The sequence below is a fragment of the Thioclava sp. JE_KL1 genome (assembly GCF_009296265.1).
Classification (GTDB): Bacteria; Pseudomonadota; Alphaproteobacteria; order Rhodobacterales; family Rhodobacteraceae; genus Thioclava.
In genome coordinates this window covers 1-23,993 of the sequence record NZ_WBJS01000021.1, presented here as the reverse complement: position 1 = coordinate 23,993, position 23,993 = coordinate 1, and the positions used below count along the sequence as shown (strand labels likewise).

Here is a 23,993-nt window from a genome sequence, read left to right as displayed (position 1 = left end):
GCCTTGTCCGCAGAAGATCGAGAGCGCGCGACCGTCCGGCTGATTGACGGTCTCGACCGGACAGTTCCTCTCGATGCCCGCCTCACCGTGGCTGTCTATTGGCCGATCCGGGGCGAACCGGATCTGCGGGGCTGGATGGGCAAGGCACATGAGGCCGGGGCCGAAGTCCTGTTGCCCGTCGTCATCGAACGAGATGCGCCGCTCGAATTCCATACGTGGACCCCGGATTGCCGCATGGTGCGCGGCGTCTGGAACATCCCCGTGCCAGCCGCAGGCGAACCTCGCACGCCCGACCTCGTGATCGTCCCCCTTGTCGGTGTCGACACGACGCTTCATCGCCTCGGAAACGGGGGAGGCTATTACGACCGCACGCTCGCCCGTTTTGATAAGAAGCCGCGGATCGTTGGTATCGGCTTTTCAAACTGCGTCTTGCCCACCATCTACCCGATGCCTTGGGATGTGCCGATGGACGAAATTATTCTGTCGGATGGCACCCATTTGACGAGATAGTGCAGAGAGGAACTGTGTCGCTGCCTCGTCACGCTTCTATGTAAAGGTATCCGCCCAAGTTCAGCGCCAATGGTTGGCCGATGTTTTACTTCTTGAACCAGGCGGGGGTGACGAAGGCTCAAGCGATTGAAGCATTGAATGGAACCGTAGCAGTCTACGCGAATAGCAAAGCCAACGCCTTAGAGCGATTGAGAGGCCAACGAAGCGCGCTCAACGCTGCTGGAGGGCAAGCTGTGCCAATCCTCGCAAAGATGATCGACGGGGATTTTGCTGGTCTTTTTGAAGAGGAGGATGATCGCGCGATAGCCAGAGCCATTCAGGCGCTACCGGACGGGTTCGACAATTTTGAACCGGTGTATGACCTTCTTCTCAACCTGTTTGATAGCGCCGGAACTGATAGCGCGAAAAAGGGCGGTGTCTTTAGAGCCTTAGCACCTCTAGACGAGTTGGCGTTTTTGCCGTGAATCGCCGATGAATGAGCCACCTCCCCCGAGAAGGAAAGTTAGCAGGCAGCTGGACGGCTCCCAATAACCACAATCAGACCTGACCCATTCCCGCCGCTTTACGCCCAATCAGCTAACTCCGGCGGGCTTACTGGCAATAAGCTGGCCGGCTGAACTGGCCGCTGTGGGGCCTTCGCCTGCCGGACAATGCTGGACGTCGCCGCCAAATGCTGGTTCGGAGGCATTGCGCGGCAGCAATGGCTGTCGCGCGAATGTCCACAAAAGGCCGAAACCGACGAGCCAGGTTGTTCGGGGCGGGGAGCGGTCATTCGCGGCGCAGGGATCAAGGCCCGCAATGTGCAGAAAGAAAGCTTCTGCATAGCCAGGGCCGTCAGCAATAGGGTAGGGGTGCGGCCGGTCCCTAGCTGTCATTCTTTCTTTTGGATTTAATCAAGCCGTAGCATAAATTACCGCAATGGAATATCGAGGCCTCCGCCTCGTCCTCCACGTATGGGACTGCATAGAAGCGTCCGGGCAATTCACCGCGATCGGAACGGGATGATCGGAGGGGCACCAAATTGAACAAGGAGTTCGAAGAGGTCAAAGCCGACATCGGCGAAGGAAAGGAAGCTTCGACGACGGTCCGAGAGTTGCTTCGCTGGTTCGGTGCCCGCAGGCGCCGCACCGGCGTCGTCAAGAGAATACAAACCGAGTTGGATAATGCGGGTATCATAACCAGCCCAGATTTCACTAAGGTCTGGATTGACGCAGAAATAACGTTCAAGAAAGCGCCGGTTGCAGCGGCTGCTACCAAATCTACCGGTAGCGACCAAGGCGAGGATGGTGCAGCCTATGCCCCAAAAGAGGCAAACTTCCTCATCAGCATGCTCAAGGCGGCCAACTGCGGTGTGGTTTCGGTCAACCCGCAGGATACCGTCGAGAAGGCGATTACCCTGATGCTGGCGCACGATTTCTCGCAGCTGGCGGTCATGTCGAACGAGCACACGCTGAACGGTGCGATTAGCTGGAAGACGATCGGCAAGCGCTTGAGCCACGAGAATAATCTCGTCGAAGTGAGAGACGCCATGGAGACGGCCGTCGCTCTGGAAGAAAGCGAAGCGCTGTTCAAAGCTACGAAATTGATCATCGAGCACGAATTCGTCTTCGTCCGATCCTCAACCGACAAGAAGGTTACTGGCATCGTCACCGCGACAGATCTGAGCGAGCAATTTCAGTTTCTATCAGAGCCATTTCTCCTCATCGGACAGATTGAGAACCAGATCCGAAAACTGATGAATGGAAAGTTCACTACCCAGACTTTGCAGGAGGTCTGTGGCGACACGGACTCGGAGAGAAGGGAGCGAATTCAATCTGTCGTAGACCTAACGTTTGGTGAGTATCTTCGGATAATTCAGAAGCCAGAGAACTGGAAACTGCTCGACCTTCGCGTAGACAGGGGCGTATTTTGCGCTGAGCTGGATAAGGTCCGCGAAATCCGAAACGACGTGATGCACTTCGATCCGGACGGGATCGACGAAGAGCAATACGATCAGTTGAGACGGTTCTCAGGGCTGATGGACGAACTGGATGCCTTAGCGCAATAGATATAGGCATCCACCCGGATGTGCGCGGAACTGACCGACCGCGCGTCGCCAGGGCCGATGGACGATCCGTGATAGCGCTGCGGTGGCCTGCGAGCATCTGGAAAGAGCTGGTCGGGGCCTTCGACGCGCCCTGTTCGAATGGCAGCTTCGGGCCGAGGCTGTGTGGAAACTTAAGCCCATGGTATACGTTCGCAAGGCAGCGGGAGGCACGGATGGCGGGTTTCATCGACGGCATCGACCGGGAGCAAACCACGCTTTTCCCCGAGCGCGTCGACGATTGGATTAGTGAGGATGACCTGCCACTGAACTTTCATCCAGCCGCGACCGGAGCCCGGTTGGTGTTTATACCGATCGGCGCAGGTTGAGCAATCGCCCGACGCGCGGAGCTATCATCTCGCGCAGCGGGGCGGGCGATTGCGGTGGTCAGGGCCCGCGCGTAGTCAGCCGGTGTCTGGTAGTCCAAGGCCGAGTGCGGGCGTTCGGTATTGTAGTCGGCAGCCCAGGCGGCGATCGCGATCCGCGCGTGGGCCAGGTTTCGGAACATGGTCTCGTTGAGCAGCTCGTCCCGCATCCGCCCGTTGAAGCTCTCCACGAAGCCGTTCTGCATCGGCTTGCCCGGGGCGATGTAGTGCCACTCGATCCGGTGCGCGGTAGCGAAGGTTAAGATTGCGTTACTGGTCAGTTCGGTGCCGTTGTCAGAGACGATCATCCCCGGCTTTCCGCGGCGCTCGATCAGGGCAGTCAGTTCACGAGCCACACGGCGCCCCGAGATCGAGGTGTCCGGGATCGCCGCGAGGCACTCTCGGGTGACATCGTCGACCACGTTGAGCACCCGGAAACGCTGACCGTTGGCGAACTGGTCGTGAACGAAATCCAACGACCATCGCGCATTGGGCCGCGCCTCGACCAGGATCGGGGCTCGCGTCCCGACAGCCTTGCGCCGTGCCTTTCGTTTGCGCACCGCCAGGCCTTCTTCGCGGTAGAGCCGGTAGATCCGGTTGATCCCCGAGGCTTCTCCCTCGCGCCGCAGCAGCACGAAGAGCCGCCGATAGCCGAACCGCCGACGCTCGTTGGCCAACTCCCGCAACCGCCCGCGCAGCACCGTGTCCGGCGCACGCTGCGTCTGGTAGCGGACCATCTTGCGATCCGCCCCGGCAATCCGGCACGCCCGCCGTTCCGAGAGCCCGAACTGGGCCTTCAGATGCGCGACCGCCTCGCGCTTCAAGGCAGGCGTTACCACTTTTTTGAAACCAGTTCCTTCATCGCCGCCAGGTCCAGCATCTGCTCGGCCAGCAGCTTCTTCAGCTTGGCGTTCTCGTCTTCGAGCGTCTTCAGCCGCTTTGCCTCCGGCACCGTCATGCCGCCGAACTTCGCCTTCCAGTTATAGAAGGTCCCTTCCGACATGCCGTGCTTGCGGCACAAGTCCGCGCACTTCGCGCCTGCCTCGTGTTCGGCCAGGATGCCGATGATCTGCTCGTCCGTGAATCTCGTTCGCTTCATTGTCCGTCCTCAAGTTGGGTCGGACTCTAATCGATGGTGGAGGAAAAATCCCGTGGCAGGTCAAGGATCATCTGGTCCGTATCATCGACCTCCTCGTCGATGAGCTTGATCTTCGCGCGCTCGGGTTCGGACGTTGTGTGCCTGCTCGAACCGGTCGCCCGGGCTACCATCCATCCTGTCCGCCGTGAGATGATTTGGGACACGAGGGCCTGATCGAGAACGGAGGGCCTGGCTCGTTGTGGTTTCAGTTTATGCCGCGGTCTGGCGATGCAGCAAGCGGCGCTTCTCGATGGTTTTGGCTTTGATCTCCTTTCGTGTTTTCAGGATGGCTTCGGCCCTGCCGAGATAGACGTCGGCGGGCGCGAGGTTGCCCAGGCTCTCGTGGTAGCGGTGATGGTTGTAGTGGTCGATGAAGTCGCCGATCGCCTATTCCAGAGCGCCGGGCAGGTAATAGTTCTCGAGCAAGATGCGGTTCTTGAGGGTCTGGTGCCAGCGTTCGATCTTGCCCTGGGTCTGAGGGTGGCGGGGAGCACCCCGGACGTGATCCATGCCCTCGTCAGCAAGCCAGTCGGCCAGTTCCCCGGAGATGTAACTGCTGCCATTGTCGCTGAGCAGCCGGGGCCGGTTGGCAACTGTGGCCTGATTGCAGCCGGACGCGACCAGAGCATCTTCCAGTGTCGCGGTCACATCAGACGCCTTCATCGTCGTGCAGAGCCGCCAGGCGATGACGTAGCGGCTGTAGTCGTCGAGGATGGTCGAGAGGTAGAACCAGCCCCAGCCGATGACCTTCAGGTAGGTGAAGTCGGTCTGCCAGAGCTGGTTCGGTCGGACCGTCTTCTCGTGGAACTCCTCTGCCGCCTTGATCACCACGAAGGCCGGGCTGGTGATTAGGTCATCTGTTCGTTTTCTTCCGGCACCCGTTGCACCAGCCATTGGATGCAAGTTGGCATCCGATGTTTCGTGAGGCATTTGCCTATTTTGCGCCGCGTTTGATCGCTGATGACCGCTCGGTCGCGAAACTCACCCGCTGAGAAGGCCGCAAAGGGCGATGACTGAGCACTTTGGGAGGACTGAGGGGCATTTTGCGCACACCCGGCTGTGTTAGTCGGGGCGTCGAAAGATGCCGAGATGTTCTTCGTTCAGGTGTTCGATCTGCATTTCGGTGGCCGGTCCGGGGGAGGCTGCGCGAAAGGTGACGCGCGAGACCGAACCTGCGGGTTGGTTCTCGGTCACCGGATAGACAACGAAGGTGTCACCATCCCAATGGCGCATGGGCAGCGCTCGGTGGTCCGGGCCAAGCGTTAGCACAAGCGATCCGTTGGTCTCAGAGATCGAGGCGGGGCCGAAATAGGGATTGTCATAGGTGCCGACATAGGTTTGCGCGGGCGCTGCCTGGGCAGGGTCAGCGGGGGGCTTTGCACCCACCAGCTGCCCCACAGGGGCCGATAGCGGCGCCATGATCGGGGCATAGGCCGCCAGCCAGTCGCGGGTATCCCTCCCCAGTTCCGCGCGATCGAGGAAGCTCGCGGTGATGGCTTCGGCGGCCCCTGTCGGCGGTGCATTGGTCAAGACGACGATGCCCAGATCGAGCTCGGGCAGCATTGCGACACTTGTCGATGCGCCCAATGCGAAGGCCCCGGAATGGCTTAGCATCACACGGCCTGACCAGCGGGTATCGACATTGAAGCCAAACCCATAGGCGCCCGCGCGCGCAGAGACCGCCATCGGCGCGCCTCGGATCATCTGCGGGGAGGTTGCAGGCAGAAGCGCCTCTTCAGAGATCAGGCGCGTCCCGTCCGCCATACCGCCGCCCAACACCATCGCCATCCAACGCCCCATGTCGTGCGCGTTGGAGCTGACCCCGCCCGCCGGGCTTTGCGCGTCGGGCTGGCGTTTGTCGGAGATCACATAGCCATCGCCACCCGGCACATGGCTTGCGGCCCGATTGTCCCGCGCCATGTAATCGGCATGGGTCGAGCTGGTCGCGCCCATGCCAAGAGGCGCATAGAGCGCCGTCTCCGACAGGCGCGCCCAATCCTTGCCTGCGGCCGTGGCCACCGCTTGGGCTGCAGCCGTAATGCCGAAATTGGTATAGGTGTATTGCGCCCGGAATGGGCCTTGGGGCAGCAGAGCGAGCCGCTTGAGGATTTCGCTCCGGTCGAACCCGATATCTTCCAGATCGTCTCCGGCATGATCGGGCAGGCCCGAGCGATGCGCATAGAGATCGGCGATGGTGATATGTTCGTTGATCCACGGATCGCCCAAACTGAAGGCGGCCAGAAAATCGTGGATCGGGCTGTCCCATTTGACGCGGCCTGCGGTCACTTGGGTGGCGACAACGGTGGCACCGACGGGCTTTGACAGCGAGGCGAGAAGGAAGACCGTCTCGGGATCGACGCCCTCCGGGCTTCCAACGGCGCGCTTGCCAAAGCCGCGCGCATAGACGGTGCGTCCGTTATGAACCACAGCGACCGCCAGTCCGGGAATGCCGGTTCGCTTGAGGATATCCTGACTGAGATCATCCAATGTCGAGATCGCCGCCGTGATCCGCGCGTCCGGAACGGGAAGCAGCACCGTCATGGGCGGCGCGGGCATCGGCTTGGGCAAGGCCAGCTCGGGCAGCGGCTGGGTCGTCTGTGCCGCCGCAGACAAAGGCCCGGCCATAAGACTGGCCAAGAGCAGCGCGCCGCCCAGCAGCATGTAATGCGCGTGACTACGTCTCGAACGGCCCCGTGCCTGTGGCGCGTCGGAGGGTGCGGGGCGTTCGGCTTGTTGTCTCAAAGGGTTTTGCGGCATGGCTCGGAAATGTTTTTGGACGACCTCACAGCATCTTGACAGAAGTCGCGCGAATTAAAAGGTTTGGATCTTTGTAAAGCTGGCGTGACCCGAGTTCTCGCCTCCGGCCATAGCTCTCTAAGTGCCGATCCGAGCCTTGTCGCGCGCCTCAAAGGCCCACAGGGCCTCTTGCAACTCCAGCGCATCAATGCCGTCGCGATCCTGGCCAGGCCTCCGTCAGCCGCATCGTATGCCACGCCGCAATTCCGCCCTCGGGTGGATATTGGAACCGGGGAAAGGCAGTCCGCATTTCGCTCGATGTTCGTAGAGCGGGACCGGCGCGTCTGTCGGATTGGCGCAAGTCACGCCGACGGGGCAATAGTGGCGCTGCAGCGCGACCACGCGCTCGAAGAAGGGCAGGCCAAGCAGGGTCGGCTCTCCGCCCGGTCAGGCAAACTGCACCTCGCGCTGCCCCGCCTTGACGCTCGCCGCGATCAGATCGCGCATATAAGTTTCGAGAACTGCATCTGACATGCGGAACTTCTTTTCCTGCGGGTAGAGATGTTCCTTTTCAAGGTAATAGCAATATTTGCAGTCGATATTGCAACGAGGCCGCATTGGCTTGGTCGTCACGGCAAAGGGCCGGGAGGGGCGTCATCGGATCATCCTTGCTTGGGGCGCAGGCGACGCTAGGCCAGCGACAGGTTCGCGCCGCTTGAAGGGTCGAAAACGTGCCACGTGTCGGGTTGAACGGTCAAGTCGATCAGATCGCCGATACCGGGCAGGTGGTTGTTCACGTCGGCGGAGATCAGGCTGGCATCGACGGCAAAGCCCTTTCCGGAGACCGGCCCCTCCTTCAGGCACCGCTCCACAGTGGCTTCAAACACCTGTCGCAGCAGGTTGCTTTCGCGGAACTTGGCGTGGCGATGCCGCGAGAAGGTCGAATGATCCGGGACGTTGCCCTCTAGGCCCAACCGGCAGAACCAACGATAGGCCAGGTTCAGGTGAACCTCGTTGCACAGGCGTCCTTCGGATCGGATGCCCATGACGTAGCCGATCACCAGCATCCGAATGATCAGTTCGGGGTCGATGGAGGGGCGGCCAAGGTGGCTGTAGAACGGTCGCAGCGCGTCCCGCAGGCTGTCGCCGTCAAGGAACAGATCGATCTCTCGCAGCATATGATCGGCCGGGACATGACGGTCCAGATTGAAATCATAAAACAGCTGCACTGGAGCGTCCTGCCGACCCATCATCCCGAAATCCTCCCATCCCCTCATCGACGAGTGAATCGAAAGACTTGCCGCACTGCAACAAAGACTTTTTCAATAGAATCGGCGGAAAGCTGTCGTTCGCTGCAAAGACAAAGTGGTGCCTCTATCGTTTGGAAGCGGCCATTCAGGGCACGCTATCCCACAAATTACCGCGGCGGTTTCCTTCAAAGAAAGAGTAGGCACTCCAGCTTCGAGTTGCCTCAAACGTTTTCGGCTGCCCGGTTGAACGGCACGGGGTTTGTCGATTTAGGAAATCTCCAGCGCTTGAGCAGAGATTTCAGGCCTACTGCGCCTCCGCCTTGAACCGTAGGAGGCGGAGCGCGTTCATCGTGACCAGCACCGTCGCGCCGGTGTCGGCCATTACCGCGATCCAGAGACCGGTGAGACCGAGCAGCGTCGTCACCAGAAACACCCCTTTCAGCCCGAGCGCGATGGCCACGTTCTGACGGATGTTGGCCATCGTCGCGCGCGCCAGCCGGATCTGCTCGACGACATCGGCAACCCGATTGCGCAGCAGCGCTCCGTCCGCGGTCTCGAGGGCGACATGGGTGCCCGATCCCATCGCGATGCCGAGATGGGCGGTGGCGAGCGCCGGGGCATCGTTGATGCCGTCGCCCACCATCATCACATGCGCATCCCGCGCCAGATCGCGCACCGCCGTAACCTTGTCCTCTGGCAGCAGCCCGGCACGGGCTTCGATGCCCAGCCCGTCGGCGATCGCGCGGGCCGTCACCGGGTTGTCGCCGGTCAGCATGACCGACGAGATACCCATCTGCTTGAGCGCGGAGACCGCCTCTGCCGCATCGGGGCGCGGCTCGTCGCGCAGCGCGATAAGGCCCAGAAGGCGCCCAGGCGTGAAGACGCAGACGACGGTCTTGCCCGCGCTTTCGAGGCGGCGGGCGGTAGCGCTGTCGGCGGCGCCGAGAATTCCCGTTTCGTTTGCAAGGCGCGGCGCCCCGACGTTCCAGACCTCGCCGTCGATCTTGGCGCGCGCGCCGCGGCCCGGGATCGCCATGCCTTCAGTCGCCTCGGGCACCACGATAGAGCCCGCCTCCGCCCGTGCGAGGATCGCCTGTGCGAGCGGGTGGTTGCTGCCCGTCTCGACCGCTGCGGCGGTGGCGAGAAGGTCGGCCTCGGTCCCGTTCAGGGGCAAAAGATCGGTGATCTGCGGCCGTCCCTCGGTCAGCGTGCCGGTCTTGTCGAAGGCGACGAGGCTGGTTTTAGCCGCTGTCTCCATCACCGCGCCGCCCTTCATCAACAGCCCGTGGCGCGCCCCGGTCGAGAGCCCGGCGGCGACGGCGGCAGGCACAGAAATCACCAGCGCGCAGGGGCAGCCGATCAGCAAGAGCGCGAGGCCGCGATAGATCCACGTCTCCCAAGGCGCGCCGAAGGCGAGCGGCGGCACGATCGCGGCCAGAAGCGCCACGCCCACCACCGCGGGCATGTAGACGCGGCTGAACCGGTCGATGAACCGCTCTACAGGGGCGCGGGCGCTTTCGGCTTCCTCGACGAGATGCAGGATGCGCGAGATGGTGTTGTCCTCGGCGGCTTTCTCGACGCGGATGCGCAGCTCGCCTTCGGTGTTAATCGCGCCGGCGAAGACCGCGTCGCCGGGCTCTTTCAGGACTGGCACGCTCTCGCCGGTCACAGGGCTTTCATCGACACCCGAACTGCCTGAGACGATGACGCCGTCCGCCGGGATGCGGTCGCCCGGGCGGGCCTGCACGATCTGCCCGATGTCGAGGCTGTCCGCCGGAACTTCTCGGATCCGGTCTCCGCTGACGAGCCGCGCAGTCTTCGGCACAAGATCGGCCAGCGCCCGGATCGAGCCGCGGGCGCGCGACGCCGCAAGCCCTTCGAGCATCTCGCCGACAGCGAAGAGGAAGACGACGAGCGCGGCTTCCTCCGCCGCCCCGACGAAAAGCGCGCCGATCGCGGCGATGCTCATCAGCATTTCGATGGTGAAAGGCATCCGCGCCCGGGCCATCAGGGCGGCCCGCCGCGCCACGGGGGCGACGGCGATCACGGTGACGAGCACGAAGACCCAATGCGCAATCGGGCCGCCGACCAGCAGCTCCACCACCCAGGCGGCGGCCAGCAGAAGCCCAGTCGCGATCAGGTAGCGTCCCTTCGGGGTCGCATACCACGCGGGATCGGCAGGCGGCGTTGGCGCGCTCTCGACCGCAGGCGTCTCATTCGTCTCGCTCGCCGCCGGAAGGGCACCCTCGGGAAGAACAAATCCGCCCTTGGGCTTTTCCGGCTCAGCCCCTTTGGCCGAGACGCCATAGCCGAGGCGGCGGATCGCCTTCTCCACGCTTTCGCGCGAGGTGGTCGCCGTATCGAGCCGCAACCGCAGCCGCTCGTTCATCAGCGTCACCTCGACCCCCTCGACACCGGGCAGAGCCTCGACGGCGCCGCGCACCTTCGCCGCGCAGGCGCCGCAATCCATGCCCATCACGCGCCATTCCTGAAGGTCTGCTGTCTCGGTCATCTGCTGTCCTCTCGCGTGGTTTTCTCGACAGCGAGGAAGATGGGAGCTACAGCAACTATAGGTTCAAGGGAAAAATTCGCCCTCACGCGACCGTGATAGGAGCGACATGCATACGATCGGAACATTGGCCCGCCGCACCGGCACCAAGGTGCAGACGATCCGCTATTACGAGCAGATAGGCCTGATGCCCGAGCCCGGACGGACCGAGGGCGGCCAGCGGCGCTACGGCGATGTCGATCTCGACCGGCTCGCCTTCATCCGTCATTCGCGCCAGCTTGGCTTCCCGCTCGAAGCGATCCGCGAATTGCTGGACCTGTCAGATCATCCAGCGCGCGATTGCGGAGCTGCGGATTCGATTGCGCGGCGGCAATTGCGCGAGGTCGAGACCCGGATCGCGCGTCTCCAAGCGCTCAGGAGCGAGCTGGAACGGATGATCGGCGAATGTCGCGGCGGAACCGCTTCGGAGTGCCGGGTGCTGGAGGTGCTGCGCGACCACTCGGAATGTCTCGCCGAGGACCACGACGCGATAGGCTGACCCCGTAGCATAGGGGCCGATCAGCGGAGCTTCCGGAACAGGCTGAACTGGAAAGACTGCAGGTTGCCTGAGGGCGTCGTGTGTTTCTGGAACCGTTTTGCCACCAACTCGAAATCGGGGCCCAGCACACCGCCAAGGGCCTCCGGACTGTAGCGACGAACGGGAAGGCCGCTGCAGGTCTCCGGCCCGTCAGGAGCGAAGGTCACGATGATCGCGTGCCCCCCAATGCGCAGGGCACGAGACAGGCGCGTCACATAGGCAGCCCGATCCGATGGATCGACCAGAAAGTGGAACACGGCGCGATCATGCCAGAGGTCATAGACCCGCTGGGGCGACCAGCGCGTGATATCGGCGACGATCCACTCCACATCCGCGCCGCGCGGCCCAAGCCGGGCACGCTGGGCGTCGAGGGCCGTCTGGGAGAGGTCGAGAACGGAAATGTCGCGCAGGCCACGCGCGATCAAGCCGTCAACGGCCCGGGACGTGCCGGCGCCCACGTCGATCACCCGAGTGTCCGGCGTCACACCGGCGCGTTCGGCAAGTTCGAGCGAGATCTCCGGAGCGTCCTGATGCCAACTGAGGTCACTGTCACTCTTGCTGCCGTAGATCCGGTCCCAGTGATCCTTTCGCGCCTCGTTCATCCAAATCCCCTATTCACTGGCAATAATCGCATTGCTATCAAGGCGCCTGGTGTTCGTGATCCATATGCTTTTTCAGATTTTGACGCCGCCCCGCCCAGGGTTCGACATTTCAAAGTTTTCACCTTTGACTCCAACGTTCTCAAGGCCAAAGCTTCCAAAGATAGATACCGTAGCCCGCGATTAGCGCCAGCCCCTCCCATCGGGTGATCCGTAGCCCGGTGGTCGCGAAGACCACCAGAAGGAGTGAGACAAGAACCATCAGCGGGGCGTCGAATCGCGCGATTTCCTCGGGCACGCGCGACGGGGCGATCAGCGCTGTCGTCCCACCGATGCCGAGAATATTGTAGATGTTTGATCCGACTACATTTCCGAAAGCCACCTCGCCCTGACGCTTCAGCGCCGCCACGATCGAGGTGATCAGCTCGGGCATCGAGGTGCCAATCGCCACGATGGTCAGACCGATGACCGTTTCCGAGACGCTAAAAGCCCGCGCGAGCGATACGGCGCCACCAACCAGCAATGAGCCACCGAAAACCACGAGGCCCAATCCGGCGAACGCGAGCAACAGCGGCATGAGAATACCGTGAGGTGCATGCGGTGGCGCGAGGCCGGGAACCGCGTCAGCAAGGGCCACCGTCTTGTCGTAGATCGCGCCGCGGTCAGCGTGCTGGCGTTCCTGATGGATCACGAAGCCCAAATAGCCGACCAGCGCTGCGATCAATCCAACTCCAGCGATCCGCCCCATCGGAGCGAACGGCGCGACCCCAGCGAAGACCACGGCGACGACCAGCATCACCATCGCATCTCGTCGCAGGGCGACGCGCGCCACAACGAGGGGCGCAATAACGGCAGAAACGCCAGCGATCAGAAGGATATTCGCGATGTTTGAGCCCACGACGTTGCCGAAGGCGATGCCTGGCGATCCACTCAGACCGGCCTGAACCGATGTCACCAGTTCCGGTGTCGAGGTGCCGAACCCCACCAGTGTCAATCCGATCACAAGCGGTGAGATACCGATCCGCTCAGCGGTCTGGACCGCCCCGCGGACCAAAAGCTCGCCTCCGACCACCAGCGCGACCAGCCCCGCCAGAATGGGCCCCCAAATCTCGAACATCTCAGTCCATCCCTATGCGGTCATCGCCGCTTACCGCACGCAAAATGGCGGTGGCGCGCGCGGGTATCAAGAGAGTTGCGCGAGGTGTGTCGCGGTGTAGAGCAGCGCTCCGGCATGCGTATCAACGGCAGCAACTGGCCGTCCATGAACGGCGACCCGGTAGCAGACACTAAGCGGAGGTTGCTTCCATCATGAGATCTCATGTGAAGTCTGGGCGAATTGTCATTGCATTTTTGAAGGCCTCGCATGCAGTGCGATCACATAGTCAGGTCGACCCGTAGCGACATCGAATAAGGCCTTTGTCGATCAGGATGTTGCCTGAATGGCTCGACCGTCTTCGCGCCACTCAGGCAGACCGCCGTCAAGACGACGAGCGTTGAAGCCATTCTTGCGCAAGAACGCCACGGCTTGGTGAGCGTAGACACAGTATGGACCACGACAATAGGCCACAATCTCGGTGTTTCGGTCGAGATCCGTCAGGAACTTGCCCAGCTCCGTCACGGCCATGTTGAGCGCGCCCGGGATATGAGCATCGGCGAACTCGTCGGCGGGGCGCACGTCGAGGACGGTCACCGACCCTTCACTCAGTCGAGCGGCAAGCTCGTTGCGGTTGATCGGTTCCGGCGCGTCTTCGCCGTTTGATAGCCCGCGCAGAATCTCCCCAACCTGTGCGAGGTTCCTTTCGGCCACATCGCCCAAAACCCCCAACAACGTCAGTGTCCTCGCGTCGGTCAGCCTGTAGATTATCGCCTTGCCGTCGCGCCGACTGGTGACAAGGCCAGCACGCCGCAATTGCTGCAAATGTTGCGAACTGTTCGCAACAGTGAGCCCGGTTTTTTCCGCAAGCGCCTCTACCCTGCGCTCGCTCTGGGCGAGCTGCTCAAGAAGCATAAGGCGTGCGGGGGCCGACAAGGCCCGCGCGACAAGGGCATATTCTTCGAGAAGGGTCATCTTCGGGCTAATTGACATGGGCTGCCTCGGGTTATTACATCATTCAATCGAATAATTGAATGATAGCGAACCCAGCCTGCGCCACAAGAGCAAAGCCGACCGCATGACCGAAACGATCCTCACCGCTGAGCCGACGATCCGACTTGCCGCTTTCCTGGGCGTATTGGCGGCGATGGCGCTATGGGAGGTCGCGGCCCCCCCGGCGGCGCAGAGAGATCCCGCGCTTGATCCGTTGGACGAACAATATCGCCCTGGTCTTTGTGGATACGGTGATCCTGCGCCTGGCATTCCCGATCCTCGCAGTCGGATTGGCCGTCATGGCCGAGGATCGTGGCTGGGGGCTGTTTAACAATCTGGAGTGGCCCACCTGGGCAGCCATCCTTGTTTCGATGCTGGTGCTCGATTTGGCGATCTACCTTCAGCACGTCATGTTCCACGCGGTTCCCGGACTTTGGCGGCTGCATAGGATGCACCATGCCGATCTCGACTTCGACGCAACGACGGGCCTGCGGTTCCATCCGCTGGAAATCCTGATCTCGATGGGGATCAAATTGGCGGTGGTCGCGGCGCTCGGGCCGCCTGCGGTCGCGGTGCTGCTGTTCGAGGTGATCCTGAATGCGACCGCGCTTTTCAACCACGCTAATGTCGATCTGCCGCGCCCGGTTGATAGGGTGCTGCGCCTGTTCGTGGTCACCCCCGACATGCATCGCGTCCACCATTCCGTCGATCCGCGTGAGACCAATTCGAACTACGGCTTCAACCTGCCTTGGTGGGATCGGCTATTAGGCACCTATGTCGCGCAACCGGCCAGAGGGCATCAGGACATGGAGATCGGGATCGAACAGTTCCGCACGCGCCGTGACCTTTGGATCGATAGAATGCTGATCCAGCCCCTGCGCGGCCCAGCTTCGGGCCATGCTCTCGACCCACGCATCGCGGTGGAGGAAGAGGAATGACCTACATCCTCGGCATCCGTGAGAACCTGCGCCCTTTCTTGAACAGCTCTTGCAGGTGCTCTTTTCGGCTTTCAGGAGGCCCGATGATCCTTGGAAACGCACTCCGCTTAAATCCCGCCTCCGATCAGAAAGATACAGATGCTTGAAACCATAACGCGACGCCTTGGCTTTGCGGCGATCCTTCTCGGCCTTGTGTCCCTTGCGCCTCTTGGTTTGTCCGTCTGGGGCTATCGCGCGGGCGGCTGGCCTTGGCCCCAAGCCTATGACATCGCCGGGTGGGGTGTCTGGGCGGCATTAGTGGGGGTCGTCGCAGCGCTCGTGACGTTGGCGGGGGCTATCCGCAAGAGGCGCGGTGCCAGCATTGCGCTGATTGGCCTGATCCTGTCCTTACCCGTTGCAGGCCTCGGAGTGGCTTTCGAAATCGCCGCTCGGACGACACCGCCGATAAACGACATCTCGACCGATACCGAAGACCCGCCGGTCTACTGGTTCACCGCGACCCCAACGGACTACCCGGCGCAGAATGCCGAGCCACAACGCTCCGCCTATCCGGACGTGCGCCCGCTGGACCTTCCGATCCCGGTCGAGGATGCATTCGCAAAGGCGTTGACCCTTGTCGAAGCGCGTAGCTGGGAGGTGCTCTCGGCCGACCCTGCGGAAAACCAGATCGAAGCTATCGCCCGAAGCCGCGTCTTCGGCTTCGAGGACGAGGTGGCGGTTCGGGTCACCGACATCGAGACAGGCAGCCGCATCGACATGCGGTCACGCTCACGCCTTGGACAGATCGACCGCGGCGCCAATGCCCGACGCATCGAGGCGCTCCTTGCGGAGCTGCAAGCACAAGTCACCGAATAAGATCGAAAACCAAGGAGCACCCAGATGAAACTGTCCCACATTCTTGGCGCGGCCACTGTCGCGCTTTGCCTCTATTCCACTCCCATTTTGGCGCAGGACGCGGCCATCGAGGCTATGCAGGAATACATGATGTTTTCGGAGTATGAGGCTGGCATCATACTACCGCAACAGATCGACCAGGCCGTCTTTGAAACGGCGCTTTTCGTCGACACACGCGACGCAGAGCAGTTCGACGCTGCCACGATTCCCGGTTCCATCAATATCGAATGGCGCGAAGTGCTGGACCGGATTGACGAGATCCCCGAGGATCGAATGACAGTCCTCTTCTGCAACACCGGCAGTCTGTCCGCCCAAGCAGCATTTGCCCTGCGGGTGGCGGGTCGAACGAACGTCGTAGTTCTGCAAACTGGTTTCGCCGGTTGGGAAAAAGACGCTGCCTACAAGCCCTGATCTGAACCGTTCCTGATGGCTCCGGGCCATGGCGTTGGCCCGGACTGCCCGTCGATCGAACTGCTTTGAGAGAAGTCTCCGAAGCGATGGGGCAACAGAATAGTCGGCTCAGCACAACCTACTATCAGCCGTTCCTTTTCTTGTTCAGTCCTTCATCGATACTGCAGTAAAAATCCAATTCCAGCGCCCTTGCAAAATCCTTCGCCCTTGCGGCACAGATCGAGTGAATGCTGCGATCGGCAGGCTTGTCCCGCAGAGCTTCTATAGGAGCCGGAAAGGTGCTGCGGCGGGCCCAGAAGACCGCTTCGGAGAAGCTGCGCGGCAGCGCCGACGAGGACAACGAATGTCTGGTTAGGGCCGATTGCTCCGAGGCCTCACAAACTCGAAGCTGCCACCAACACCCAAACCATGCTATAAGAGATGCATGAAGAGCTTTCGCGACAAAATGCTTGAAGTACGCCCGGAGATCGCTGTGCGCGAGGCCGAATTTCGAGACAAGATCGACCTAGCAATGGAGCTCCGTGCTCTGCGCGACACCGCGAACCTAAGCCAGGAACAGATCGCAACTCTTTCGGAGTTGTCGCTCGGAGATGTTCAGACCTGCGAGTCGCTCACCGGCGATATGCCGGCGCCTGAGGATGTCGCGGCATATCGCTCCACGGTTCACGCGTATAAGTCGACTGGCTGAAACGCTCGGTCATTCTGAAACCGGAGAGAAGCTGCCGCACATTCTTCATTGGCTTACATAGAGAAACCAAGTCCTAAGCGGCACCCTTCGACTGCCTCTCAACCCGCATCCCGAGCTCTCAATATTGAGATGGTTCGGCTTACATCATGTTCAGGGATCGAAACCAGACAACCCACAGCACTGCCCCCAAAGGCAACTCCCGAGATCGCAAGCGCCTCTTGCAGGCCCAATCGCTCCGCGGCGCGATGATCTGGACCAGCGAACCGAAGGTTGAGAGCGTCATCACCCATCCGCCCCACCAAGGCGACACCAAGGGTCGTCGCGATCAAGTTCCCCTGGGCGACTCAACCGGGGACGTTGGCCTGTTCCGCCTCCATTACCCCCTCATCCTCCAGCCCTTCTCGGTCGGGCAGGCCCTGCAGGCTCTCCAGATCGAAGGCCGCGAGGAACTGGTCGGTGGTAACGAAGGTAAACGGCGCGCCGCGTTGAGGCGACCTCGGCCCGGTGGCTATCAGGCCGCGGCCGTGCAAACGACCCGTGAGGTCGCGGCTTATTTCCTTCCCGAATATGTCCTTCAGCCCATCGCGAGTGATCGGCTGGTGGCAAGCAATGGCGGCGAGCACGGCGATGTCGAATTCGCTCAGATCGAAAAGCTGGTCCCCGACATCCGCCGCCGCCCGGATCGCGGGCGCATAAGAGGACCGGGTGCGCAGCATCCAACTGTCGGCGACGCGAGCCACCTCGAATGAGCGCCATTCCAGATCGGCGGCGAGGTCCGCAATCAACAACTCGACCGAGGCCCCCTGCCCTACCACCCGTGCAAGATCATCGCGCGGCACCGGCTTTGCGGAGGCAAAGAGCAGACCGCCGAATAGGCGGCTGAGAAAACACTGGAAACTGACCCGAAAATGGCCGCCGAACAGGCGGTTGGGGGTCAGGCTTCATCCGGCAGGTCACTGCAGGAGCAACAGTGGAAAAATGCGGCGCAGGCTAGATTCTTCATTTCCGTCCGCGCAAGAAGCGACCAGCGTCAAACGGGAGAGGCGAGTTCGCTTCTCCCGTTTTTCATGAGTTCAGACACGAGCGTTGCGGTCGGCGTTCGCAGCGGAAGCTATCCGCACAAAATGGTTTGGCTTCATAACCCCGTTTCTCGCCCTGAGCGAGGTCGCCACGTAGCCCCGCCGTTCGACAGGCTCAGCCCCAGAAAAATGTGCGTCAACGTTTCCGCGCCACTCAATCGGCGAGCGTGCCGATCAGCGCATCGAAGTTGCGCACTGCGGCACTTTCGTCGAAATCCGACCGATAGACCCGCTGTGTGGTCCTACTGGTATGCCCCAGCATCTTTTGAAGTGCCCAGAGAGCATCCGGCCGTGCCCTGCGAAGCAGATCGGCGATGAGGGTGCGCACAAGATGTCCGTGGATCCCGAAGTCGTGGGCAAGACGCCGGTTGATATAGCCTTTGTTCACGACCCGCTCAGAGAGCGTCAGCAGGTTCATGCCTTCGACCTCATCGAGACGTTGAGCCAGCATCCAGTCCGGGCGGTCTCCCAGGATGAACCGGTCGATCAATGCCGAGGTGCCGGGCCAAAGCAGGTCCAGGTCTTTCTTGTTTCCTGTCTTATTCTGCCGGATCCCATGCCCCCAGTCGCCTGTATCGCTGCGGCAAATCTCCACCCCGACGCGGTATTCCCGCAGATCACCCTGACGATCACCGGTGTTCACCAGCAACGCATAGACCATCGCTTTCTGGCGCAGCTTGAACGCCGATGTGGAACCTCCCGGCAGGGACTCCGCTTCCGCGCGCGCCGCCTCGGCCTCGTCCAACAAGCCTGCAAGCGTAAACCTCGCGCGAAACTCTTTCAGCCGCGCCCATTTCCCGGGGTCGGTGGCCACCGCTTCAGAATGAAGCGCAGAGATAAGCTCGCCGATCGCCTCGAAGCTGCCCTCGTCGAACAGCCCGGCACGCAGGAAGAACATTCGGACATTTTGGAGGTAGTCACGCGCGGTGCCGAATGAGACGTCCCGCTCCTCGTCGAGATAGTGCAGGAAGCCATCGTAGAGTTCGTCCGAGGGCCACTCGGGAAGGGCCACGCCCCGACTGGCCGCCCAGCTCCGTGAGCGAGCCAGCATTCCGACGGCGGACACCAAGGTGCTTTTTGTTTTCGGCGCGAGTGGTTTCAATCGCACCCCGTAGGGCCGCACGCTCCGCTCCAGCGTCGGCAGAGCCGTGCGCCAGGCCACCGGCCAGTCATCCGGCGCCAGGCCCACACGGCGGCTTGATCCTTCGACTTTTTCTTTTTTGTTGTACCTCGCATTGAGCCATCGATCCCAGTCCTGCTTGACCGGGTGCGATGGGGAAAGCGGCACGTCCGGAGCAAACTGACGCAGGGCTGCGACGAGACAGCGGAACCGGGACCGCGACGTGCCGGTGGCACGAAACACCTCCGCGGTCACCTGTTCGGGTGCGAGCCCAGCCTTGTCCAGTTCGACAAAGAAAGCCTCCAGCGCGGCGGGCATGCCGCGCTGAGAGAACTCCTGCTGCCGCAGATGGTCCTGCATCCGTTCCACCACGCGTGGCGGGACATGCGGCATTCGCGCGGGCAGCTCCCCTGCCCTTTGGTCTCGGGTCTTGGTCATGCGGCTCTCCTTTTCAGAAAGGTCTCGAGCGTCGGGTCGAGCGCCTCGAGCGCTTCGGCAAATAGCTTCGCGGCCGCTGCGCCTTCGCCACGGGCGTAGAATTTTTCCACAGTGGAAACCTCGTCGCAAAGGAACGCGGCGACGGTCGTGTAATCACCCGGATTTGCGGCAAGCCAGATCGTCGCCATGACATGCCGCATCAGGTGTGGTTGAAGGCCCGGAACACCGATCCGCGCGACACATTTATTCCAGACCCTGTTGTATGTGTGGCGCGACAGCAGCCCCTTCGGCCCGGGCAGGAGCAACACGTTTTCGTCGAAATCGATCCCATGTTTTTCGCACCATTTGGGGAGACCCTGATCGAGCCATTGCATGATGACACGCCACTGACGCTCAGGAATCTCACCGGCGATCGGGCTGGCGTTCTTCACACGCCGACGATCGATCTCAAGCCAGGGTCTGGCATCGCGGAGGGGTCGAAGCAACTCGGCATCGTCACCGTCTATGATGAGTTCGTGCACGTTCTTCGAGCGCACCGAACGCGCAAGTAGCAGCGCCAGCAAACTTGCCCCCATCGAGAGATGCAGCGCCGTCTCACGCTCGCGCGTCTTGAAACTTTTCCAGTCGTCGAAGACCAATTGAGCCTCCTCGGCCAGCCGGCGCGGACCTGAAACAATCGCGCGAGGCACGGCGGGATCGCGCTGCACGAGTTTCACGAATTGCTCCCGCCCTTTCGACATTTCGCGGCTTTGGTGGCTGTCGACGCGATCAAACCGCGCGTCTTCCAACTCAAACACCACGTCCTCGGACCATTCGTTGCGATCCGCGAGGACCTGAAGGCGCGCAAGCACCCCACCTGCGGATGACGTCTCCGTCGGATTGAGCAGAACCTCGGACGCCTCGGCACGCGCGATATAGGTATCGACCGCTTGCTTGACGATCTCGGTGGTGAACAGGTCGCGGATATCGTTCAGATCATAGGCATCAGACCGATCGGGATACGCGTGCCGCACCAGCCAGCTCAGCGCATTGAGATGGTTCTTGCGCGCACTGTCAGGATTTCCGACGCCACGGCGACGGCCCTTGCGCTGGCCCGCCGCAGAAAGCTGTCCCTTTCCGAGCTTGCCTTTGAACCGGTCGCCGCGCCGCGTGCGATCCCCAGTGATCGCCCGTGTGATCGCGCGGTCCCGGGAGGCAACGAAGGCGGGCGTAAAGAGCGTCCAATCGAGTGGCCCATCCCGAAGATGCGGGATCGGACCGATCGGAAGCTGCGGCAGAAGATGAGCGATCGCCGGATGCCGGTTCTGCTCACGCACGAGGCGATTGAACGCGGCTATAGCGTTGCGAAACGATGCAGCCTTGTCCGCGCGGCAGGCAATCAAGGTCTGGCGGGCAGTTTCAGTCGTCAGCTCGCTCGGGTGCAGATGACCGCCGTGCGAGCGCAGGATTGTCATCGAGACCGAGAACATGTTCGGCAGAATGCGATTGCCTTCGTCATCGAAGGTATTCTCGACGCGCGCGGCGTAGTCCACGATCTGATCCCAGGCGCCGCGCTGGTCGGAGACCTTTACGGGGGCCGTCACGCTCTCCTGCGCGCGCCGGATCGTCGACGCGATCTTCTTCACCCAAATGTTGAACGCTGCTTCCTGATCGCCCGGCGTAGCGCCGCGGAATTCGTCGGCCCAGATGATCGACTTCGCGCGACGGATCCAGTCGTTTTCATTGGCGGGAATTTGCGACAGCCGCAGCCCTGTAAGACGTTCGGCCTTGTGCAACGCGGCCGCGAGGGTCTTCGCGGACGCCTCGGAATAAACCGACGGCAGGACATGCGCGACGTCTTTGAGGGTTTTCAGCCCGATAGATTGTTCGTTGCTCATCTTTTCATTTCCTCCTGTCGGTTTTCATTCGACCGCCCGACCGTTCATTGCGACAATATGAATGGAACGGGGTGCGAAGTTTGGCCCATAAACTTCACCCCCCGTTCCATTTATCGGAGGAAATTCCCGCCTTTTTCAGTGTTTTGCGGTTCACGAAGCGCCGCGCGCGCCAGGCTTCGACTTCCGCCGGAACGAAGAGGCATGCCCGCCCGGCACGCCGACTCGGAAGGTTTTCCGCACGGGCCTCCGCCCTAATGTACGATGGACTCACGGAGCAGAGCCGCGCCGCCTCTTCCACCGTCAGGAGATCGCCCTTATACGCCGCGACCATGCCCTCCGGAGGTGGCCCGCCTTCAAATGCGAAAACAGCGTCCCAAGTGTAGCGCAGCTTCGTGCCGTCGGTGACAGGAACGAGCAGGCCGCGCTGTTCGTGTCGCCAGAGGAAGGTGTCACTTGCTGAAAAGCGCCATCGACGTCGCAGAAACGCCCGGTCGAGCAGCACTGGCGGAGGGTCGCAATCGGGATTTTCGTGTCCTGTGGGCATTCTCTATCCATTCTCTTGGGGGCAGAGAAGACAAAGGGAGAATGCGGGGAGTTTCAAAATCGCCAGCAGAATATTTTAGGGTGTCGGAACAACTTGTTGATCAAATGATCAGTATAGTAACGCCAACGAATTCGCGCGCACCCGCTATCGGAGGCGATGGGGCGCCGAAGGCTCAACCCCTGAGGGAAAATGTTGGTAGCTCCTCTCCGTCTCCAGAGGGGCTCTGTACTTGGGTAGCTGCGCCGCTCGAAGAATTCTTCGAGGCTTCAGATCGGGTTCATCCCGCTCGAGAGCCACTTGGCAAAATCCGGCTCTTTGACTTGCCCCGAGGCCAGATCCTTCATCGCCCGGACGCCTTCGACCGGTGTTGGTCGGAAAGAGTAGCCGTTGAACCGCAAAAACGTGACCGCGGTCACGAATGCTGTGCGCTTGTTTCCATCCATGAAGGCACATGTCTTGGAGATGCCGAAGGCGTAGGCCGCTGCGATTTCCGCGAGGCCAGCGTCGGTGTATGCGGCGAGATTCCTCGCGCGGGCGCAGAGTGGCGCCCTTCGGGCTTGAGCGCGTCGTCGAGCGCGCGATACGCCGCCTCTGCCTTGCGCCGGATCTTATGACGGGTCTCCTCATCGGAAACGAGCGGAACAACATTTGCGATCTCGTTGTCACCGCAAGAATAGCGCCACTGTACTTCGAGAGCGGTGAGTGAGCCGGGGTGCCTGATTTCGATCTAGCATGCGATCTGAATGATATCACGTTCGAGTTGCTGCGACGCTGCCCTCGTACGCTCCATCCCGGCCTGCATTGCGGTTGCGCGGGAGATGCCTGCCATTTTTCATCATCCTTTACTTACACTTGACGGCGCCGCCCATTTTGTTCGCACAGCAGCGGATACTGAGGGGAGGTCTCCCTACCAAAATTCGAGCCCGATCGATTCCCACACAAACTATAGTTTGTGTGGGAAAGAGCACGCACCGACCAAGTCGGTCGGAACTTGAGCGCCGTCTTCCGGTTGCGATCTTCATATGTCGTTCATTCGGTTCAGCCGTGCCGGCTGCGGGAAATCCAGCAGCCGGCTTCCATTTATACGGTTTCGATGATCTTGGATCGTATCTGCTCCAACCGTTCGTTGCGGCTCGCGCAAGCGAGTGTGGCGAGCTGGCGCGCCGATCGCGCATCAGACGTGCTGAGAACGAAAAGTAGCTCTGCCAGCGTCCGGCGGACCAGGAGTGTGCCGCCCCGGTCCGTCAGACGAAGGCCATCATCTGCAAGTGCGTAAGATTGGCGGGAAAGCTCCAGCGTGACGAGATCGACGACGGCATGTTCGAGAGCGGCCGCACGAAGCGCACTGTCTGGGGAGAGGATACACGCTGTCAGCCACGTCCTCAGCCGCTCGCTCCAAACCGCGTCATGTGCGTGAGTGAGCAGAGACTGCAGAGCGGGCAGATTGCGCTGGCCAAAAGCTTGAACGGCACTGAGTTTCTCGGGATTGTGCATAACATTACCTATCTCTTGTTGCGATATCGCACCCGGCTTCTGATCCGGGTTGGATCCGCGGGCGCCATGCGCGATGCCCGCGGATCCAACCGGATCAGAGCCTGTACGCGGGGTCCGCGCCCGCCGGAACCGCTCAGACCAGATACGGCTCGCCTCCCCTGCGACGGCGATCGCCTCGGCGCGGGTGCAATCCGCGGCGCTCTGCTTCGATCCTGCGTTCCGCGGTCGGCCAGCTGGCTTCAATCTGGGCAAAGAGATCGTTTTGACGCCGTCGCAAAGCCTCGGTCAGTCGTCCGAGGACAGGGGTTCCCAGAGCATTCGGCACAAGCCGCGGATCCGCGCGGGCCACCCGCACGCGACGCGCCAGCACGAACCGACTCGCTTTATCGAGTCCACATTCAGCGAACTCGGCAGTCACACGCAGTTCGAAGCCAACATTCGCGCGCGAGCGAGAGGTGGTACCGTATGCGAGAAGGGCTTCCTTATCGCTCGCGTCGAGAACGAGGCAAGGCCGGGCGTAGGGCGCCATTCCCTCGGAATGAGGAAATCTGAACGAGACAATATCGCCCGGGAAAAGGGGATTAGGCAGCAGACGAAACACGAATAAAACTCCTGTGTATACGGCAGCGGCTGAGGGCCGATGCGGTGGCCCGACAG

Annotated in this window: 21 protein-coding genes and 3 pseudogenes; 8 read left to right on the top strand and 16 right to left on the bottom strand. The window is 61.5% G+C overall.

The window, feature by feature from the left end; all coding sequences use genetic code 11:
* From F8R15_RS19775 to F8R15_RS19765, 3 genes are all read left to right on the top strand, one after another.
* A partial coding sequence (locus tag F8R15_RS19775) for a 5-formyltetrahydrofolate cyclo-ligase (protein WP_152845749.1) occupies positions 1–510 on the top strand: 510 nt, incomplete at its 5' end.
* A gap of 80 nt (positions 511–590) precedes the next feature.
* Complete coding sequence (locus tag F8R15_RS19770; RefSeq protein WP_078542318.1) at positions 591–974, top strand: hypothetical protein; 384 nt, start codon at positions 591–593, stop codon at positions 972–974.
* A 557-nt stretch (positions 975–1,531) separates the two neighbouring features.
* Entirely contained in the window at positions 1,532–2,557 is a 1,026-nt protein-coding gene (locus F8R15_RS19765; RefSeq protein ID WP_078523306.1) for a CBS domain-containing protein, read from the top strand.
* Between the two features lie 310 nt (positions 2,558–2,867).
* Here F8R15_RS19765 and F8R15_RS19760 read toward each other — a convergent pair.
* From F8R15_RS19760 to F8R15_RS19735, 6 genes and pseudogenes are all read right to left on the bottom strand, one after another.
* Positions 2,868–4,057 (bottom strand): IS3 family transposase gene (locus F8R15_RS19760; protein ID WP_152845748.1). Its coding sequence is split into 2 segments (ribosomal slippage): positions 2,868–3,805 and positions 3,805–4,057, totalling 1,191 coding nucleotides; the frame shifts between segments, so codons are not numbered across the junction.
* Between the two features lie 249 nt (positions 4,058–4,306).
* Positions 4,307–4,951, bottom strand: a pseudogene (locus F8R15_RS19750) (transposase); the annotation flags it as partial.
* A gap of 207 nt (positions 4,952–5,158) precedes the next feature.
* Positions 5,159–6,757, bottom strand: a complete 1,599-nt coding sequence (locus tag F8R15_RS19745; protein ID WP_093477009.1) for a serine hydrolase — start codon at positions 6,755–6,757, stop codon at positions 5,159–5,161.
* A 522-nt stretch (positions 6,758–7,279) separates the two neighbouring features.
* Entirely contained in the window at positions 7,280–7,450 is a 171-nt protein-coding gene (locus F8R15_RS21550) for a hypothetical protein (protein ID WP_168173880.1), read from the bottom strand.
* A gap of 173 nt (positions 7,451–7,623) precedes the next feature.
* Positions 7,624–8,085 (bottom strand): annotated as a pseudogene (locus tag F8R15_RS19740) (transposase); the annotation flags it as partial.
* A gap of 301 nt (positions 8,086–8,386) precedes the next feature.
* Positions 8,387–10,594, bottom strand: a complete 2,208-nt coding sequence (locus F8R15_RS19735; RefSeq protein WP_232621814.1) for a heavy metal translocating P-type ATPase — start codon at positions 10,592–10,594, stop codon at positions 8,387–8,389.
* Between the two features lie 106 nt (positions 10,595–10,700).
* Here F8R15_RS19735 and F8R15_RS19730 point away from each other — a divergent pair, with 106 nt between their 5' ends.
* Positions 10,701–11,129 carry a helix-turn-helix domain-containing protein gene (locus F8R15_RS19730; RefSeq protein WP_152845746.1) on the top strand — a complete coding sequence of 143 codons (429 nt, stop codon included), beginning with the start codon at positions 10,701–10,703 and terminating at the stop codon, positions 11,127–11,129.
* Positions 11,130–11,149: 20 nt separating this feature from the next.
* On the opposite strand, the gene F8R15_RS19725 is transcribed toward F8R15_RS19730, so the two are convergent.
* The 3 genes from F8R15_RS19725 to F8R15_RS19715 form a co-directional block, all read right to left on the bottom strand.
* The gene (locus F8R15_RS19725) at positions 11,150–11,770 is read right to left on the bottom strand and encodes a trans-aconitate 2-methyltransferase (protein WP_152845745.1); all 621 of its coding nucleotides are present in this window, start codon (positions 11,768–11,770) and stop codon (positions 11,150–11,152) included.
* A gap of 139 nt (positions 11,771–11,909) precedes the next feature.
* Entirely contained in the window at positions 11,910–12,884 is a 975-nt protein-coding gene (locus F8R15_RS19720; protein ID WP_083080182.1) for a calcium/sodium antiporter, read from the bottom strand.
* Positions 12,885–13,190: 306 nt separating this feature from the next.
* Positions 13,191–13,835 carry a metalloregulator ArsR/SmtB family transcription factor gene (locus tag F8R15_RS19715; protein WP_246831743.1) on the bottom strand — a complete coding sequence of 215 codons (645 nt, stop codon included), beginning with the start codon at positions 13,833–13,835 and terminating at the stop codon, positions 13,191–13,193.
* A 224-nt stretch (positions 13,836–14,059) separates the two neighbouring features.
* Here F8R15_RS19715 and F8R15_RS19710 point away from each other — a divergent pair, with 224 nt between their 5' ends.
* The 4 genes from F8R15_RS19710 (at position 14,060) to F8R15_RS19695 (ending at position 16,784) form a co-directional block, all read left to right on the top strand.
* Positions 14,060–14,791, top strand: coding sequence for a sterol desaturase family protein (locus F8R15_RS19710; RefSeq protein WP_253732799.1), 732 nt, complete (start codon positions 14,060–14,062; stop codon positions 14,789–14,791).
* A gap of 138 nt (positions 14,792–14,929) precedes the next feature.
* Positions 14,930–15,646: a DUF1499 domain-containing protein gene (locus F8R15_RS19705; RefSeq protein ID WP_152845744.1), complete on the top strand. Its 717-nt coding sequence runs from the start codon at positions 14,930–14,932 to the stop codon at positions 15,644–15,646.
* 24 nt (positions 15,647–15,670) lie between these two features.
* Positions 15,671–16,096, top strand: coding sequence for a rhodanese-like domain-containing protein (locus F8R15_RS19700; RefSeq protein ID WP_078523298.1), 426 nt, complete (start codon positions 15,671–15,673; stop codon positions 16,094–16,096).
* A 424-nt stretch (positions 16,097–16,520) separates the two neighbouring features.
* Positions 16,521–16,784, top strand: coding sequence for a helix-turn-helix transcriptional regulator (locus F8R15_RS19695; RefSeq protein ID WP_083080188.1), 264 nt, complete (start codon positions 16,521–16,523; stop codon positions 16,782–16,784).
* 344 nt (positions 16,785–17,128) lie between these two features.
* Here the strand turns inward: F8R15_RS19695 and F8R15_RS19690 are convergent, their stop codons facing one another.
* The 7 genes and pseudogenes from F8R15_RS19690 to F8R15_RS19660 all read right to left on the bottom strand — a co-directional run bounded on the left by F8R15_RS19690 (position 17,129) and on the right by F8R15_RS19660 (position 23,937).
* Positions 17,129–17,707, bottom strand: a complete 579-nt coding sequence (locus F8R15_RS19690; protein WP_232621815.1) for an SMC-Scp complex subunit ScpB — start codon at positions 17,705–17,707, stop codon at positions 17,129–17,131.
* A 310-nt stretch (positions 17,708–18,017) separates the two neighbouring features.
* A complete protein-coding gene (locus F8R15_RS19685; protein ID WP_083080194.1) occupies positions 18,018–19,421 on the bottom strand; it encodes a hypothetical protein in 1,404 nt (467 codons plus the stop codon).
* Positions 19,418–21,196 carry a hypothetical protein gene (locus F8R15_RS19680; RefSeq protein WP_152845743.1) on the bottom strand — a complete coding sequence of 593 codons (1,779 nt, stop codon included), beginning with the start codon at positions 21,194–21,196 and terminating at the stop codon, positions 19,418–19,420. Before F8R15_RS19680 ends, F8R15_RS19685 begins: the two co-directional genes overlap by 4 nt.
* Before the next feature lie 196 nt (positions 21,197–21,392).
* A complete protein-coding gene (locus F8R15_RS19675) occupies positions 21,393–21,842 on the bottom strand; it encodes a helix-turn-helix domain-containing protein (protein ID WP_152845742.1) in 450 nt (149 codons plus the stop codon).
* Between the two features lie 266 nt (positions 21,843–22,108).
* A pseudogene (locus tag F8R15_RS19670) lies at positions 22,109–22,381 on the bottom strand (type II toxin-antitoxin system death-on-curing family toxin); the annotation flags it as partial.
* Between the two features lie 541 nt (positions 22,382–22,922).
* The gene (locus tag F8R15_RS19665) at positions 22,923–23,336 is read right to left on the bottom strand and encodes a hypothetical protein (protein WP_083080205.1); all 414 of its coding nucleotides are present in this window, start codon (positions 23,334–23,336) and stop codon (positions 22,923–22,925) included.
* Positions 23,337–23,469: 133 nt separating this feature from the next.
* Complete coding sequence (locus F8R15_RS19660; protein ID WP_152845741.1) at positions 23,470–23,937, bottom strand: hypothetical protein; 468 nt, start codon at positions 23,935–23,937, stop codon at positions 23,470–23,472.
* Positions 23,938–23,993 lie beyond the last annotated feature (56 nt).